Origin of the sequence: Shewanella mangrovi (genome assembly GCF_000753795.1) — a bacterium.
GTDB classification, from domain to species: domain Bacteria; phylum Pseudomonadota; class Gammaproteobacteria; order Enterobacterales; family Shewanellaceae; genus Shewanella; species Shewanella mangrovi.
In genome coordinates this window covers 533,304-549,793 of record NZ_JPEO01000001.1, presented here as the reverse complement: position 1 = coordinate 549,793, position 16,490 = coordinate 533,304, and the positions used below count along the sequence as shown (strand labels likewise).

Annotated in this window: 14 protein-coding genes; 8 read left to right on the top strand and 6 right to left on the bottom strand. The window is 47.9% G+C overall.

The annotated features are described in order from the left end of the window. Window positions 1-12: 12 nt before the first annotated feature. The 5 genes from HR45_RS02235 to HR45_RS02215 form a co-directional block, all read right to left on the bottom strand. Window positions 13-2,532 (bottom strand): glycogen/starch/alpha-glucan phosphorylase, encoded by a 2,520-nt coding sequence (locus HR45_RS02235; protein ID WP_037439241.1) that lies wholly within the window; start codon window positions 2,530-2,532, stop codon window positions 13-15. Continuing rightward, entirely contained in the window at window positions 2,529-4,775 is a 2,247-nt protein-coding gene (gene glgX / locus HR45_RS02230) for a glycogen debranching protein GlgX (protein WP_037439239.1), read from the bottom strand. The genes HR45_RS02235 and glgX overlap by 4 nt, the downstream gene beginning before the upstream one ends. Continuing rightward, window positions 4,769-7,054, bottom strand: coding sequence for a 1,4-alpha-glucan branching protein GlgB (gene glgB, locus HR45_RS02225; RefSeq protein ID WP_241461038.1), 2,286 nt, complete (start codon window positions 7,052-7,054; stop codon window positions 4,769-4,771). Before glgB ends, glgX begins: the two co-directional genes overlap by 7 nt. 26 nt (window positions 7,055-7,080) lie before the next feature. Next, window positions 7,081-9,234 (bottom strand): 4-alpha-glucanotransferase, encoded by a 2,154-nt coding sequence (malQ, locus tag HR45_RS02220; protein WP_037439237.1) that lies wholly within the window; start codon window positions 9,232-9,234, stop codon window positions 7,081-7,083. Window positions 9,235-9,611: 377 nt separating this feature from the next. After that, window positions 9,612-10,088: a MarR family winged helix-turn-helix transcriptional regulator gene (locus tag HR45_RS02215; protein WP_037439439.1), complete on the bottom strand. Its 477-nt coding sequence runs from the start codon at window positions 10,086-10,088 to the stop codon at window positions 9,612-9,614. 327 nt (window positions 10,089-10,415) lie between these two features. On the opposite strand from HR45_RS02215, the gene yiaY reads away from it, so the two are divergent. The 5 genes from yiaY to HR45_RS02190 all read left to right on the top strand — a co-directional run bounded on the left by yiaY (window position 10,416) and on the right by HR45_RS02190 (window position 14,272). Beyond that, window positions 10,416-11,564: an L-threonine dehydrogenase gene (gene yiaY / locus HR45_RS02210; protein ID WP_037439235.1), complete on the top strand. Its 1,149-nt coding sequence runs from the start codon at window positions 10,416-10,418 to the stop codon at window positions 11,562-11,564. Window positions 11,565-11,748: 184 nt separating this feature from the next. Further along, window positions 11,749-11,910: a hypothetical protein gene (locus HR45_RS02205; protein WP_241461037.1), complete on the top strand. Its 162-nt coding sequence runs from the start codon at window positions 11,749-11,751 to the stop codon at window positions 11,908-11,910. Between the two features lie 29 nt (window positions 11,911-11,939). Further along, the gene (locus HR45_RS02200) at window positions 11,940-12,611 is read left to right on the top strand and encodes a DUF2461 domain-containing protein (protein WP_037439233.1); all 672 of its coding nucleotides are present in this window, start codon (window positions 11,940-11,942) and stop codon (window positions 12,609-12,611) included. Between the two features lie 67 nt (window positions 12,612-12,678). Continuing rightward, window positions 12,679-13,965 carry an RsmB/NOP family class I SAM-dependent RNA methyltransferase gene (locus HR45_RS02195; protein WP_052074425.1) on the top strand — a complete coding sequence of 429 codons (1,287 nt, stop codon included), beginning with the start codon at window positions 12,679-12,681 and terminating at the stop codon, window positions 13,963-13,965. Between the two features lie 139 nt (window positions 13,966-14,104). Further along, the gene (locus HR45_RS02190; protein ID WP_037439231.1) at window positions 14,105-14,272 is read left to right on the top strand and encodes a hypothetical protein; all 168 of its coding nucleotides are present in this window, start codon (window positions 14,105-14,107) and stop codon (window positions 14,270-14,272) included. Between the two features lie 85 nt (window positions 14,273-14,357). On the opposite strand, the gene HR45_RS02185 is transcribed toward HR45_RS02190, so the two are convergent. Further along, window positions 14,358-14,696, bottom strand: a complete 339-nt coding sequence (locus HR45_RS02185) for a P-II family nitrogen regulator (protein WP_037439230.1) — start codon at window positions 14,694-14,696, stop codon at window positions 14,358-14,360. Window positions 14,697-14,908: 212 nt separating this feature from the next. Between HR45_RS02185 and HR45_RS02180 the strand changes: the two genes are divergently transcribed. From HR45_RS02180 to HR45_RS02170, 3 genes are all read left to right on the top strand, one after another. Continuing rightward, on the top strand, window positions 14,909-15,415 hold the full coding sequence (locus tag HR45_RS02180) for a GspH/FimT family pseudopilin (RefSeq protein ID WP_037439228.1): 507 nt from the start codon (window positions 14,909-14,911) through the stop codon (window positions 15,413-15,415). Between the two features lie 90 nt (window positions 15,416-15,505). Beyond that, window positions 15,506-16,003 (top strand): GspH/FimT family pseudopilin, encoded by a 498-nt coding sequence (locus HR45_RS02175; RefSeq protein ID WP_037439226.1) that lies wholly within the window; start codon window positions 15,506-15,508, stop codon window positions 16,001-16,003. A 111-nt stretch (window positions 16,004-16,114) separates the two neighbouring features. Then, the gene (locus tag HR45_RS02170; protein ID WP_037439224.1) at window positions 16,115-16,483 is read left to right on the top strand and encodes a PilZ domain-containing protein; all 369 of its coding nucleotides are present in this window, start codon (window positions 16,115-16,117) and stop codon (window positions 16,481-16,483) included. Window positions 16,484-16,490 lie beyond the last annotated feature (7 nt).

Below are 16,490 nucleotides of genomic sequence, written 5' to 3'. Positions count from 1 at the left end.
ATGGTAGAACACCTATTTAGCGTTCCAGATATGATCCCGATAGCCTGCAATCGTGAAGTCGCTTGAGAAACGGCCACTCGCTGCAGTATTAAGAATACTCATTGCGGTCCATCGCTGCCTGTCTTGGTAGGCATTCGCAGCATCAAGTTGTGCTATACGAAATGCTTCAAAATCAGCGGCGAGCATCCAAGGATCTGTTGGCGATTCGATTGCCATCACCAGCGGATCAAAAATTCCCGGTTCCTGAAGGTTAAAGTGGCCACTCTTGAGTAATGACATAACCCCGCTAAGCCCTTCTGACGCGGAAATATATTCCCATGGGCGATAATGTCGGCGTAACTCTTCTACCTGTTTTGCGTTGAGGCCAAACAGAAAGAAATTATCATCGCCGACCTGCTCCAACATTTCGATGTTGGCACCATCAAGCGTGCCGATGGTCATCGCGCCATTCATCATAAATTTCATATTGCCGGTACCAGATGCCTCTTTACCGGCAGTGGAAATCTGCTCAGACAAATCAGTTCCTGGGCAGATCGTTTCCATAGCGGAGACGTTGTAATCCGGCAGAAATGCAAAACGAAGCCAAGGGTTCACCTTAGGATCGCAATTGATCATATGTGCGACGTTATTGGCCAATTTGATAATCAGCTTAGCAATCGCATAGCCCGGTGCCGCTTTCCCGCCAATCAACACACAACGAGGCTGCATGCCTTGGGTATCGCCATTGATAATGCGTTGATACAGGTGAATGACATGCAAAATATTCAGCAACTGTCGCTTGTACTCGTGAATACGCTTTACCTGCACATCAAACATCATTGCGGTATCAAACTCGACGTGACAACGTTCGGCTACCAACTTAGCCAGCTCAGCTTTGTTTTCCTGTTTTACTTTGTACCAAGCATCGGCAAAGGATCTGTTATCGGCAAATTTCTTCAAACCTTCGAGTTTAGCGAGATCGGTCACCCAAGCATCGCCCAACTTGCTACTAATCAGTGACGCCAATTTAGGGTTGCAGTAGGCCATCCAGCGCCGTGGAGTTACACCATTAGTACGGTTATTAAATTTCTCTGGCCATAACTCATAAAAATCGCGGAACAGACCGCTCATCAGCAATTCAGTGTGCAATGCCGCCACACCATTGACTGAATAAGATGCCACAATCGCCAGATATGCCATGCGAACATGCGGTACCGGACCTTCTTCAATAATCGACATGTTGCGCAATTTTGCGGTATCGCCCGGCCAACGATGCGCCACTTGGTCAAGATAACGCGCGTTGATTTCAAAGATGATCTCCATAATGCGTGGCAGCATGTACTGGAACATGCGCACCGGCCAACGCTCTAACGCTTCTGGCAACAAGGTATGATTAGTATAGGCCATACAATGGGTTACTATGTCCCATGCTGGGTCCCAATCCATTTCGTAGACATCCACCAATAGCCGCATCAACTCAGGAACGGCGATCGCCGGGTGGGTGTCGTTCAATTGAATTGCGTTTAATTTGGCAAATTCAGAAAAGTCCATGCCGTGCTGGCCAACCCAGTTACGCAGCAAATCTTGCAGACTGGCAGATGACAAGAAGTACTGCTGACGTAAACGCAGTTCTTTACCGTTTTCACTGCTGTCATTGGGATAGAGCACCATAGTGATCTGTTCTGCGAGGTTTTTCGCCGCAACCGCTTCGGTATAATCCCCTTGGTTAAATTCAGCCAGATCAAACTCGTTCGTCGCTTCCGCCTTCCATAATCTCAGTGTATTAACGCGCCCGTTGCGATACCCCGGCACCGGCATATCGTAAGCAACGGCAGCCACATCTTGCGTATCGCTCCACAACATATGGCAGCGGCCATTGGCGTCGGTATAGCTATGCGTGTGACCAAAAAACTTAACCGTCACGTTGTGTTGCGGCACTCGGACTTCCCACGGATTGCCATCCCGCAACCAACGATCGGGTTGTTCTACCTGATAACCATCCACGATTTTCTGCAGAAACATGCCATATTCATAACGAATACCATAGCCGGTAACAGATAAATCGAGGGTAGCGCAACTGTCCAGAAAACACGCCGCAAGCCGCCCCAGACCACCGTTGCCCAAACCAGCATCGTGCTCCTGTTGCTCTAACGCTTCGAGCGAGACCGCATAGTCATTGAGCACAGCTCGGCTTTCATCGGTAAGGTTCATATTCAACAGTGCATTGCCCATCGCTCGTCCCATCAGGAACTCTAGCGACAGATATGCCACATGCTTTTTCCCCTGCTGGATATCGGCTTTGCGAGTATCACGCCAGTTATCCAAGAGTTGCTCTTTAACCGCAATGGCTAACGCATGGAACATCCCAGCTTCGGATTGATCATCGCGGCTCAGGTCATAACGTAGTTGCCGGCCAAAGGCGACTTTTAACGAATCACAGGGTTCACAAGTCTCCTTAATCACCTTAGGAGTGACAGCCTTTTTGGCTGCTGTTTTTGCAGTGGTGCTAGCGGACGACCTTCTGGTCGAGGTTTTCTTTGACGCGTCAGTCATGCGTTACTCCTCTTTCCATATCCCTGTTCACCTGGCATCACGGCGCCCAGTAATTTTAATGATCTTGGTTCCAGTAGCAGCGTTTTACCGGCGGCATAACGTGCATTGGGATGCTGTGGTTGTCCTGTTGCTGATGTGGTGCACAACAGCGGCTGCCAACGGCAACCGACGAGAATTTCAGGCACCACAAATTCGCGCGGTTCTTCTGCGGCATGTAATAGCAATAGCAACATTTCAATGTTGCCTTCGTCATCGGTCATTTTCTGCAATAGTTGTAAGCTGCGACAATGGCCTTCCGCCCAGTGTTTCCAGGTCATGGCATCACCAAGACGGTCATACCAACCCAGTACCTGACGCTCGGTCGGATCTGATGAATGAATAAATTCTGGCGATTGAAAGATGCTTGATTGGCGTCGCAGGCTAATGACTCGCTGGCAGAATTGCCGCATAGCATCAGCCGCCGCATCAGAGCTCCAATCAAGCCAACCAATAGGACTGTCCTGACAGTAGGCGTTGTTATTACCGCGCTGGCTGTTGCCTTGTTCATCGCCCGCTAACATCATCGGCACGCCTTGCGATAACAGCAAAGTCGCCAAAATATTGCGCTGTTGCCGCTGACGCAAAGCCACGATCTCGGCATCATCACTCGGCCCTTCAATGCCATTGTTAGCACTGAAATTCTCATGGTGACCATCGCGGTTTTCTTCACCATTGGCTTCGTTGTGGCGCTGCTCGTAACTCACAAGATCGGCTAAGGTAAAACCATCGTGACTGGTAATAAAATTGACCGAACTGCATGGACCACGACCAGAATGCTCAAACAGATCGCCAGAGCCGTGTAGCCGTTTTGCCAGTTCAGGCAACATGCCGAGATCGCCGCGCCAAAAACGTCTGACGGTATCGCGGTAACGGTCATTCCATTCAGAGAATGGCAACGGAAACTGCCCTAACTGATAGCCACCTGGACCGATATCCCAAGGTTCTGCAATCATAATGGCGCCGCTGAGCACCGGATCTTGCAGCAATGCATCAAAGAATCCGGCACCAGTTGCAAAGCCATTTGGCTCTCTTCCTAAACAACTGGCTAAATCAAAACGGAAGCCATCAACGCCCATCACAGAGACCCAGTAACGCAACGAGTCCATCACCATCTGCAACACCCGAGGATGGCTGATATCAAGACAGTTACCGCACCCGGTGTCGTTGATGTAAAAGCGTTTATCATTGGGATGCAGACGGTAGTAACTTAAGTTATCAATGCCGCGAAAATTGTAGATAGGCCCGAGGCGGTTCCCCTCAGCAGTATGGTTGTACACCACATCCAAAATGACACGAATTCCCGCCTGGTGAAACTTGGCCACCATTTGCTGAAACTCGCCTATGCCATCATCGGTAGCACAGTAGCCTCTATGTGGGCAAAAGAAACCAACACTGTTGTAACCCCAGTAGTTGCTCATGCCTTTATCATTCAGGAACGGCTCAGAAAAAAAACTATGAACGGGTAGCAGTTCTACGCAGGTCACCCCCAGCGATTGCAGATATTCAATCACCTCGGGACTGCCGAGTCCGGCATAAGTCCCTTTTAAACGCTCATCTATAGCTGGAAATTGCTGTGTAAACCCTTTGACATGCAGCTCAAGTATCACTTCTGACACTAACGGCCGCGACGGCAAACGCTCACCGGCATAAGGCTTATCTTCGACCACCACCGAACGCGGCATTGCCCAAGCGTTATCCACACCGTTGATCAGCGTGTCATCACCGATATCACCATCGGCGGCCACCTTTTGACGATTGGCGATATCGCGGTCTGAATCGGACTGTTCTAGTTGCCGCTCAACATCCAACGGCTTGCCACTTTCATCCACACGGGCATACCCCAACATCCATGGGCCTGGCTGCAAATTGCCTTTCAGCCAGCGGGCATAGGGATCTAATAGCAACTTGTTGGCATTAAATCTGTGTCCGAGATGTGGTTGATACGGCCCTTTGATGCGATAGCCGTAACACAATCCCACCTCTGCGCCCTCCAAGAACCCACACCAAATTTGCTGCCGATGCTCGGGCAACACATAACGCGCAATTTCACGCCAATGACCGCCGATTTCTTGCACGAAACAGCACAACTCCACTTCCGTGGCATGCGCTGAAAACAACGCAAAGTTAACTCCGCGCACCTGCCCGCCAGCATCTCGAATAACGGTACTGCCCAGGGGATAAGGTTGACCCTGACGCATTAACATTCGTCATTCTCCAGCAACGAAAAATAGACTGTAGATAACGGCGGCAAAGTGATCACCGCCGAATGAGACATTCCCTGCCAGGGCTGTGGTTCACTATGGATCTCGCCGCCATTACCGACGTTTGAACCACCATAGAACTCACTATCACTATTGAGACATTCGCGGTATTGCCCCGCCTGCGGCAAACCAATGCGGTAACCTTGCCTTGTGGCTGGAGTGAAATTACTGACGATAATCATGGGCTTGCCATGCTTGTCGAAACGACAAAACGCTAAAATGCTGCTGGCAGCATCGGTGCAATCCAACCAAGCAAAACCACTGCCATCCATATCTTGTTGCCACAGCGCCGCTTGCTCGCCATAAAGCTTGTTCAGATCAGCTACCCACTGTTTGAGTTGACTGTGCGGCGCAAAGTGCAATAAATGCCAGTCGAGACTGAAATCATGTTGCCACTCGCGACGCTGGCCAAACTCATTCCCCATGAACAGCAACTTCTTGCCAGGATGTGCCCACATAAAGCCGTAGTAAGCTCGCAACGTGGCGAACTTTTGCCAATCATCACCGGGGATTTTTTCGATCAGTGCGCGCTTACCGTGCACGACTTCATCATGACTCAGCGATAAAATGAATTGCTCGGTGTAGGCATACACCATGGAAAAGGTCATCTCATGGTGATGATAACTGCGGTGGATGGGATCACGACTGAGGTAACACAAAGTATCGTGCATCCAGCCCATGTTCCATTTAAAACCAAAGCCGAGCCCGCCACTACTCACATCACGACTGACACCGCCCCACGCCGTAGACTCTTCGGCAATCATCATAATTCCGGGATAACTGGCATACAGGCGACTGTTGAGATCTTTTAGTAAATCAATGGCTTCAATATTTTCACGGCCACCAAACTGGTTCGGCGTCCACTCGCCGGGGTTACGGCTGTAGTCGAGATAAAGCATTGAAGAAACAGCATCTAGCCGTAAGCCGTCGATATGAAACTCCTGTAACCAATAACAGGCGTTGCTGAGCAGAAAGCTTTGTACCTCTTTACGACCATAGTTATAGATCAAGGTGTCCCAATCAGGATGGCTGCCTCGGCGCGGATCCTGATGCTCATATAAACAGGTACCATCAAAATTGCCCAGGCCATGAGGATCTTTAGGGAAATGTGCCGGTACCCAATCTAAAATCACGCCAATGCCTTCTTGATGAAATGCATCGACCAACATTTTTAATCCCGCAGCATCACCAAAGCGGTATGTCGGTGCATACATGCCTACCGGCTGATATCCCCACGAGCCATCAAAGGGATATTCGCTTAGCGGCATAAACTCGACATGAGTAAAGCCCATCTCCTTCACATAAGGAATAAGATGCGTGACTGCATCTTGATAATTGAGGTAATCACGGCCATCGTCACCTTTACGACGCCAAGAGCCGAGGTGCACTTCATAAATACTGACTGGCGCTTGATGCCACGCAGTAGCAGCTCGCTTCTTCATCCAATGGCTGTCACGCCATTGCCATGCTTCATGCAGTGGCACGATTGATGCGTTATAGGGCGGCGGCTCCATCGCGCGAGCATAGGGGTCAGCTTTTTCATGCCAGTCGCCACTTGCGGTTTGAATGGCGAACTTATAGTGTTCATGTCCCTGCAGTTCGGGAATAAAAATCTCCCAAATGCCCGAAGCAGGATGCTTACGCATGCTATGGCGCCGCTTATCCCAATGGTTAAAGTCGGCTATCAGTGACACAGATTTGGCATTGGGCGCCCAGACACAGAAGAGCACGCCACTGAGTTCGCCAAGCTGGTGCCAGTTAGCCCCGAGAAACTGCCATGCCTGCTGCTGCCGTCCTTCATTAAACAGGTAAGTGTCATCATTGTTTAACTGTGAGCCATAGGCGTATGGATCACGTAAGGTGTGCTCCGCGGCGGGATAAGTAACCTGAAGCAAATAGGGGAATGGTTTAACACGGCGCCCCATTTTACCGACAAACAACGGCTCAGCGCCGGAAACGGGCGCTAAACTCGCTACCTTTTTACCCGTTTTTTCGTCCAGCACATCAACTTTCAGCGCCCCTGGCAACACAACACGCACAACGAGGGCATTCTTTTCTCCCTCCACCAAATGCATCCCTAGCCAGCTATAGGGATCACCATGGTTACCATTGGCAAGTGCCCGGGCACAACCATATTCCGGACAGATATTGTCTGGAGCATTGTGCGTAGATGCGGCTGAAACTGCTATTTCGGTGACTGTTTCTGACATCTCCTGCTTCATCTCCTGATCCTCCTGTCAAAACTTGATTAAATCTGTGTGCTCCGTGCTGACCTTATTGCTGCCAACACGCGATGTAGCAATTCGTTCTGGGAAAATTCTGTGACTGACTGTGAATAGCGACGACGCCAATTAGGATATTCACTGCTGGTGCCGGGAATATTGATGGCATCTTCTTCAGCGAGTAAATCTGCTAAGGCAACGCTGTAAAGCTGTGAACGACCAGCAGCGACCGCGCCTGCCCAACTAGGCAATAAATGCGTAAAATGGGTGTCGCTGACATCACAATGAGCAATCTCAGCTAACCAGCGTAAAATGCCTTGCCGATGATACTCACGCCGCTGTTGCAGCTGTTCCAGTTCGCCTTGTTTGAGTAACTGTAGCTGTTCACGTATCAATAAATCTTTACCTTGCCACCAAGCGGCCATGGTCGGCACATCATGGTTGGCCAGCATCATCAACGAATGCTGTTTGTAATCATTAGGATGCTTGTAGCCCGCGTATTGGGGGAACTGATATTCATCACTACAGAAATAGAATAGTTCGTTCGAATAAATGCCTGCGGCAAACATGGGCTGTTTGATTTCAGGCGGTACTATGCCTAAATCCTCACCAATCACCATACAGCGTGCACGATGGCTTTCTAGCCGTAAAATGGCCATCATGGCCTCAAACGGATAGTAGATATAACTACCACTGGGCTGAGATTCGCCAGCTGCAGCCAGCGGCCACCACCAGATACGAAACAGTCCCATAAAATGGTCGATGCGCAGTGCCCCGCAATGGCGCATATTACTGCGCAGTAACTCGATGAAGTGACCAAAATTGTGTTGTTTTAAACCGACAGGGTCTAGCGGTGTTAGCCCCCAATTTTGGCCTTGTGGCGCAAATGGGTCTGGCGGAGCCCCGATGCTGGCGCGGGTACAAAATTGTTCACCGGCCTGTGCAACTTCAACCCCGCCACCAACGGCGCCAACGGCCATATCGCGGACTAATCCAATTTTCATACCTTGCTGCAACGCCTGCTGTTGGCAATGGGCAAGTTGTTCCTCTGCGACAAACTGCAGATAAAGATAAAACTCCGTATTTTTAAGCCACGGTGCTTGTGCTTGTACCGCTTGCTGCTCGGCGTATTGCGTCAATGCTACGCCCTGTTCAGAGACAAACGCATCAAAGGCAATCCGTCGCGGTGCGGTTTTGGCGTAGCCACAGAAGACTTTATAAAGCGCTTTTAATTCAGCGGCCTTTACTTTGGCAGCAGCAGGGTAGTCAATCCAGTCACCACCAGCATCGAGTTTTGGCATGCGCTTAGGCAGGTGTGTTGCCCACTTTGGATCTTTACCTTCTGAACTCATCTGAGCTGCGATATATAAAGGGTTAATGCGGCGGCGATCGTAGGGACTGTAAGGACTGGCGTCTTCGGGGCTGTGTAGTGGTAAAGCATGTAAGGGATTAAGCAGTAAAAAATCAGCGCCCTGCTCGGCAAAACGGCTAATGGTCGTGCTCAAGGTGGCAAAGTCGCCAAATGTGGTGGGAAGCTTACCGTCAGCAGACGGTTGCCAAAGCGAAAATACTTGCAGGCTGATGCCCCAAGGACGGCGTTCAGGAACAATAGCAGTGATATCGGCACCATAGACTTGCTCTGGCGCGATAACCAAAGTGCCTTCTACCGTACTTTCTGGCTCATCTTGAATGGCTAATTTGAGGTGATGATAGCCCGCGCCTGGGCATTCGAGACCTGCATCAGTAAAGAGTTGCTGCAGCGAGTATCGACGCTCAACATAGGCACGATTTTGCGTGAAATAATCACCACTTACCTCAGCTCGTTGCGCACTAAAGCTGAACGAGCTCAGGCCGTTAACCTCATCATCAAAGGTCAACAGCAGTTCCCCACCAAACTCAGCCAGAACTTGAAAAGTGATCAATGGGTGTTGTGCGTTGGTCCACTGAAAAGGCCGCAGCAGGCTTCGCCAAGGACGAGCATCCAGCTCATCAATCCGCGTTTCAACCCATGTAGCAAAACCATCGCTGTTGGCTGATGTTTCATACTGCGCCAGCTGATTTGCACACATGGTACGCAGCAGATGCTCACGATCTTCCATAGAAATCTCGTGATAAATGCCATCGCAATCTACGAAGCTATTACCGACACCTTGCAGGTAGAGCAACTTGTCCAGATCCATCCTTAGTTCTCCCTGACTGCTTCAGAAGGCAATTATTGAGCAGGTTACATGCCAGAAGCAAATGCCACACGTGCGAGTCCATTGGCAGATATCAGATAGCGAATGCTACTCATTATAAATCAGACAATTACAACATCAGACTCACATAATCCCATGGAAGTGTGACGTTATTATTGAAAGAAACAGCGAAGATAATGAATCAAAAACGTGCACTAATTCACCAATCAAGTGCAAATTTTGAATGATATCGGCCAATATCTGCCTAAAAATTCAGCTCACATCAGTATATTGGCGCAATTTGCGACAGAATCCTATCATCGCGAAAGAAAATAACTTTCGCGACAGGCATTTTTTGTCTGGGACTAGGTAGGAGATGACTATTTTTCTTCAGAAATTTGACCAACTAACAACACTGGTGCAGCATCGAGTTCTTCGGCATTCATCATCGATGCAATACGTTCAACCGCAGATAGCAATTGACTCTGCTCCCATTCTGCGAGTGATTGATAACGGTCGATAAAATGCTCTTGCAAAGGCGCGGGCGCTTTATCTAACAACGCGCGGCCAGTGTCGCTTAACAATAAATGAACTTTGCGCTTATCCGTTGATGAGCGTTCACGAATCACAAAGCCTTTGCTTTCAAGACGATCAATAATTGACGTCACCGTTGCAGGGCTGAGGTTAATTTCTGCGGCTATCTGCTTCACCAGAGGATTGCCAAGCGCCGCAATGCGCTGCATCACCATCAATTGTGGCCCTGTCAGGCCAGAGTGTTTGCTGAGTTGGCGGCTATGTAAGTCAATCGCTCGAATAATTTTTCGTAGCGAGATCAACAAAAGTTGATGTTTTTCCATCATTAAGATTACTCATGGTGGTCGCGGGTAATCCCCTAATCCAATGATGCCAAGCATAACAAAATGTATTCGCCGCTTCAGGCAATCAACAAACTATTTTTTTCTTAAAACGATCTGCTCTACACTAATGAGCGTTCATGATGATGAACAACTCTTGTGCGACCTGTTCGGCGCCAGTCACGACGGAATGTGACTCACACATTGGTCTAATTTTAAGCCTAAATCACGACTTAATTAATTAATATCATTTACTTTAGCAAATGCTTCTGATAAACCGATTGCCGCACAAGAGCGAAGAAACGCCCAAGAACACTAGGAGGTGTAAAAATGGCCACAAAATTCTTCATCCCATCAGTGAATGTGCTGGGTCAAGGCTCAGTAGATGAAGCTGTCAATGACATCAAATCTCTCGGTTTTAAACATGCTTTAATTGTCACCGACAAACCTTTAGTTGAAATCGGCATCGTGGGGCAAGTTGCCGAAAAACTGGGAAGTGTTGGCTTATCTGCGACAGTTTATGATGGCGTGCATCCAAACCCAACCGTGTCTAACGTAGAAGCAGGTTTAAAACTGTTAAAAGACAATAGCTGTGACTGCGTTATTTCTCTCGGTGGCGGTTCACCGCACGACTGCGCTAAAGGTATCGCACTTGTAGCTGCTAACGGCGGCGCAATCGGTGATTACGAAGGAGTCGACCAATCAGCTAAACCTCAATTGCCGCTGATCTCCATCAACACCACCGCCGGTACTGCCAGTGAGATGACCCGTTTCTGTATCATTACCGATGAAAAACGTCATATCAAAATGGCCATCGTTGATAAGCACGTAACGCCGCTGCTGTCAGTTAATGACCCAGAATTGATGTTGAAGAAACCGAAAGGATTAACTGCGGCAACAGGTATGGATGCCCTGACTCACGCAGTTGAAGCTTATGTATCTACCGCAGCGACGCCAATTACTGACGCCTGTGCAATCAAAGCAATTGAAATTATTCGTGATAATCTGCGCACCGCAGTTGCTGAAGGTAGTAACATCGAAGCACGTGAGCAGATGGCTTATGCGCAATTCCTCGCAGGTATGGCATTCAACAACGCCAGCTTAGGTTATGTGCATGCAATGGCGCACCAATTGGGTGGCTTCTATGATCTGCCACACGGTGTTTGTAACGCGCTGCTGCTGCCATTCGTTCAAGAATACAATGCGCAAGTTGCTGCGCCACGCTTGAAAGATGTTGCTAAAGCATTGGGCGTTGACGTGTCAGCCATGAGCGACGCTGAAGGTGCACAAGCTGCAATTGATACGATCAAGCAGCTGGCAAAAGATATCAATATCCCTGCTAACCTCACCACTATTGGTGTCAAAGCTGAAGATATTCCAGTGCTGGCAACTAACGCGCTGAAAGATGCTTGTGGATTTACCAATCCAAAACAAGCAACTCACGAAGAAATCTGCCAAATCTTCCAAAACGCAATGTAATAGACTGCGTTGAGTAATCAAAGGCTCGCCGCTTGGTGAGCCTTTTTTATAAGTTTGATGCTGACCAAACTAACCCCGTATAATCGACCATATCTCCATGACTAAGTCGATACCCTCTATGAGCGAGCCGAATTTTACTGAACTAAACCAGCGAACGTGTCTGTCCTTCAAACAGCAGCAACGCATGATCAAAGCTTTATTAGCAGGGAAAACTATACTCTGCGAACATTGTGGCAAGGCACTTAGCGCCAAATTGCCCAGTGCTAAAGGCGACGTTGTCGGCACAATTCGCTGTGCTAAAGGGTGTACCGATATTGAATTGGAAGCCGATATCGCCAGTAACTAAGAAACGCTCAGTATGGCAAAGAGGAACGCATGTTTTCTGAGAAAAGTTTTGTTTTTCTAAACGCATTAAAACAGCACAACGAACGTGCTTGGTTCAAAGAACATCAGCAAACCTATGAAGATGATGTGCGCACACCAGCATTACAGTTCATTGAGCAGATGCAACCGCATATTCATGCGTTATCACCACGTCTAACGGCGGTCGCTAAGAAGGTGGGTGGCAGCTTGATGCGGCCACAACGCGATACTCGTTTTAGTCATAACAAAGCACCGTACAAGCTTAATGTCGGCATTCAGTTTCGTCATTTTCAGGCTGGAGATGTACATGCACCGGGCATGTATGTGCATATTGCTGAAGATGAATGCTTTCTGGCCGCGGGCTGCTGGCACCCTGCGGGACCAGAATTAAATAAAATTCGTCAGTGCATTGATGACAATCCCAACAGCTATCTCAAGGCTGTCCAACAATTAGAAAACGCTGGATTTACTCTCGACGGCGATAAACTGCAACGCCCGCCTAAGGGATTTGATAAACAACATCCATTAATCGACGAGTTAAAACGTAAAGACTTTATCGCCCTTAAACCATTGAGCAGAGAACGCATCATCAGCACAGATTTTGTTGAGTTTTGTGCTGAGGAATTCCAAGCGACGCAGCAGCTCATGGCCTATCTTTGCTTTGCGTTAGAACTGGATTATTAAGCCATAAAAGGTAATTTTTGCTATACTCCGCGCCCTTTAGCAAGTGCACTCTTTTTGGAATCTGTTGATGACACCTATTGAAAAACGAGCCTTTAGTTATACCTCAACCATCATCGCGTTGTTTGAGGAGGTGATGGCGACGAAAAAGAATGCTGATAGGGTCATCGCTGATTATTTCAGGGCCAATAAAAAACATGGCGCCAAAGATCGTCGCATTATTCGTGAGAGCTTGTTTGGTTTGTTCCGTTGGTGGGGCTGGTTACAACGACTGCCAAAGATGGCGAACGATATCCAACCGTTACGTCTGCAACAGCTTTATATCACCGCTACTCTTGAGCAGCATCCATGGCAAGAAATAGCTGACGCTTGGGCGCAACTGGCACAGGTAGCAACTCACTCGGCAGACATAGAAGATGTTGTCAGCGCTTGTACATGGTTAAACGCACAATTCCCAACGCTCGATTTTACCCTAGAACAATTAGTGCCGGATTGGTTGTGGCCATTACTACCTGAGGATTTTAACCAACGTCAGGTATTTATTACTGCCTTATGTCAGCGACCACCCATATGGGCTCGGACACAACACACCAATCGAGACGCAGCTATTAGCGAGCTAAGAGAATTAGACATTGATGCGAAAGCAGGCCCATTTGCTGACTCATTAAGCTTGGGCAATAAAAGCATCAACCTTCAGCAAGTTGGGCTCTATCGTGACGGCAAATTAGAAATTCAAGATTTGGCATCGCAAGTGATAGGTCAGATCTGTCAGCCGCAGCCGAATCAAACCTGGTGGGATGCATGCTGTGGTGCTGGAGGTAAAAGCCTGCAACTTGCCTCGTTAATGGCACAGGCTGGCGCGGACAATAGCACAATTGTCGCCTCTGATATTCGTCCTGCAGCGATGAACGAGTTAGCTAAACGCGCTCAACGAGCAGGCTTTAGTAATATCAGCTTAAAGCGTTGGCAGGATGAAACCTTGCCAGTACCTGCTGCCAGCTTTGATGGCGTATTAGTGGATGCACCTTGCAGCTGCACTGGCACTTGGCGTCGCAATCCAGATCAACGCTGGCTGGATAATGCCGACATCGTCCACCAAAGTGCCACACTGCAACTGAGCATTCTGAGCCGGGCAGCGGCCGCCGTAAAAGCCGATGGCACCTTGGTGTACGCCACGTGCTCGGTAACCGATATTGAAAACCGCCAAGTCGTCGAACAATTTCTGACAGCTCATCCTGAGTTTGAGTTGCTGACGCTGACACATCCATTTAGCGGACATCAAACAAAATTTTTGACCATTTGGCCATTTGAAGCCAACAGCGATGGCATGTTTGTCGCCAAAATGCGACGTCTTTAGCAAGCTTCGCTCCATCATGCTGCTGTGAAAACGGTAAAAAATTCTTGCCGATAGTTACTAAATTTTTCGCTTTAGCTTGCCTAGCGCTTTAGGTAAAAAGAGAGCGTGCAATATTTGCACTGTTAATTGGAACAGTAAGATGTCACGCGAATACTATTTTGATGAAGATGATTCATCATGGGATGATGAACAGCTGCGCGGCAAACAACGCAGTAAAAAAGTTAAGCAACGTCGTCGCGACACTAAACGTCGCTACTTTGACGAACATATGGAGACAGAATATCTGGACACCAAATGGCAAGACTGATGCTCAACGCATCTTCATACAAGTCGCAACCGAATAAAAGAAGGGCTGGTCACTACCAGCCCTTTTGTATTGCATAGTACCTGAATTACACCGCTTCTTCGTTCTCTTCACCAGTACGAATACGAATTACACGTTCTACATCAGTTACAAAGATTTTACCGTCACCAATCTTGCCAGTACGTGCGATATCAACAATGACATCAACGGTTTGTTCCACGAGTTCTTCTTTAATCACGACTTCGATTTTCACTTTAGGGAGAAAATCCACCATATATTCAGCGCCACGATATAACTCAGTATGCCCTTTCTGACGGCCAAACCCTTTAACTTCAACCACTGTCATGCCAGTAATACCGATTTCCGCTAAAGCCTCACGTACGTCGTCCAGCTTAAACGGCTTGATAATCGCTTCCACTTTCTTCATCAGGTACTCCTTTATGCCTTAATAATGCACATTTGCCGCAAGCTTAGCATGCAGTGTTACAGAAAACTGTCTTTGATAATCAAAATTTAACTATAACCAGTGTTTTTGGTTATTAGATAATCGTCTAAATAGCAGGCAACGATTAGCGAATTAGCTTCTAAACTTGTTAAACGGGCGCAGGGAGCGAACCGAACGAACAAAAGGATTTGTTTATGAAACGGGATAATACTCGCGGCTTCACTTTGGTGGAGCTCATGGTCACCATTACTGTTGCTAGTATTCTATTAGGTATTGGCGTACCTTCGTTAACCACTTTGCTTCGTTATTACCATACCGATTCAGTACTCAATCAGCTAAAACAGACTATTTGGTTAGCGCGTAATCAGGCCATCAATTATGGGGTACGTGTCACCTTATGCCATTTAGAAAATGGCAGTTGCAGCGAACAAAACTGGCAGCATGGCATTACGGTGTTTGCTGATGTGAACGCCAACTATCAACTCGACGAAACTGAAACCGTGCTCTATCAACTCGAACAACTTGATGAAGACAGCGAGATCTTTTTCAATCGGCGCGCAATCCGCTTTTTACCCACAGGCCTCGCTAGCGGCATGAACGGTACCATGAGTTACTGCCCGAATAGCGACGATGTTCCTGACCGAAGTATTGTCGTCAATCAAGCAGGACGTATTCGGCTTAGCGACACAACTCATTGCTAAGTCAATAAGCTTGTTCATTTTATATTCCATTGCTGAGCAGCTATCCCTATACTTACAATTAACAAAGGTAAGTTACGTCGGAGAACTGCAATGCCAAGGTTTCAATCAGCCTTCACCTTAGTGGAATTAATGGTCACTATTGCAGTGGCAGCAATTCTGCTGACAGTTGGAGTGCCCTCCCTGAAATCGCTTTACGATGGCTATCGTGGTAGTTCATCCATCAGTGAAATTCAGCAAACATTGGCATTCGCACGCAACCAAGCCATTAGCTATGGCCGTCCGGTTGGTGTCTGCGCAAATAGTAGCAACACTAGCTGTGGCAGTGATTGGAGTAATGGCGTACTCGTTTATGCCACAACCGCTGGCAGCACCGACACGGTCAACCAAGTTCTCAAAGTGATTGATAGCTTCAATAGCAATGACTCGGTCAAAGGTAGCAAAATCGTATTCCGTGCTGATGGTATTGCCAACGGCTCAGCCAGTTTTGTTTATTGTCCTAATGGTGAAACTACGGCATCTCGCAGCGTATCGGTGAGTTCATCTGGTTTGATTAGTGAGGGCGCTGATAATCAGTCTTGTAGCGGCTAACTGGCTAATCTTACATAAAAAACATGTCAAAAAAGTATCTAGCAAATACCTGAAATCATTTTTTATGACTACAATTTAGGCACATTCTTAGGCAGTTACGGATAAAGCATAATGGAAGATAAACGTAAGTTTTCACGCATTCTGTTTGACACCAAAGCCAAGTTACATAATGACCAAGGTGAGTGGCAGACTCGGTTACATGATTTGTGCCTGAACGGTGCTATGGTTGAAGAACCGTCTGGCATGCATACCGATAAACCAATGGAACTCGGTTTCACCTTGCCTGGTTCGGATATTGAGTTACGAATGACCGCTGATGTGGTTTACCAACGCGATGGTTATTTAGGATTAAAATGTGCCTTTATCGATGTTGATAGCATCACCCATCTAAGACGACTACTCGAATTAAATACTGGTGACTCATCGCTATTAAACCGCGAGCTCAAACAGTTTATAACCGAACACGATCAGGCGCAGTGATAACCTG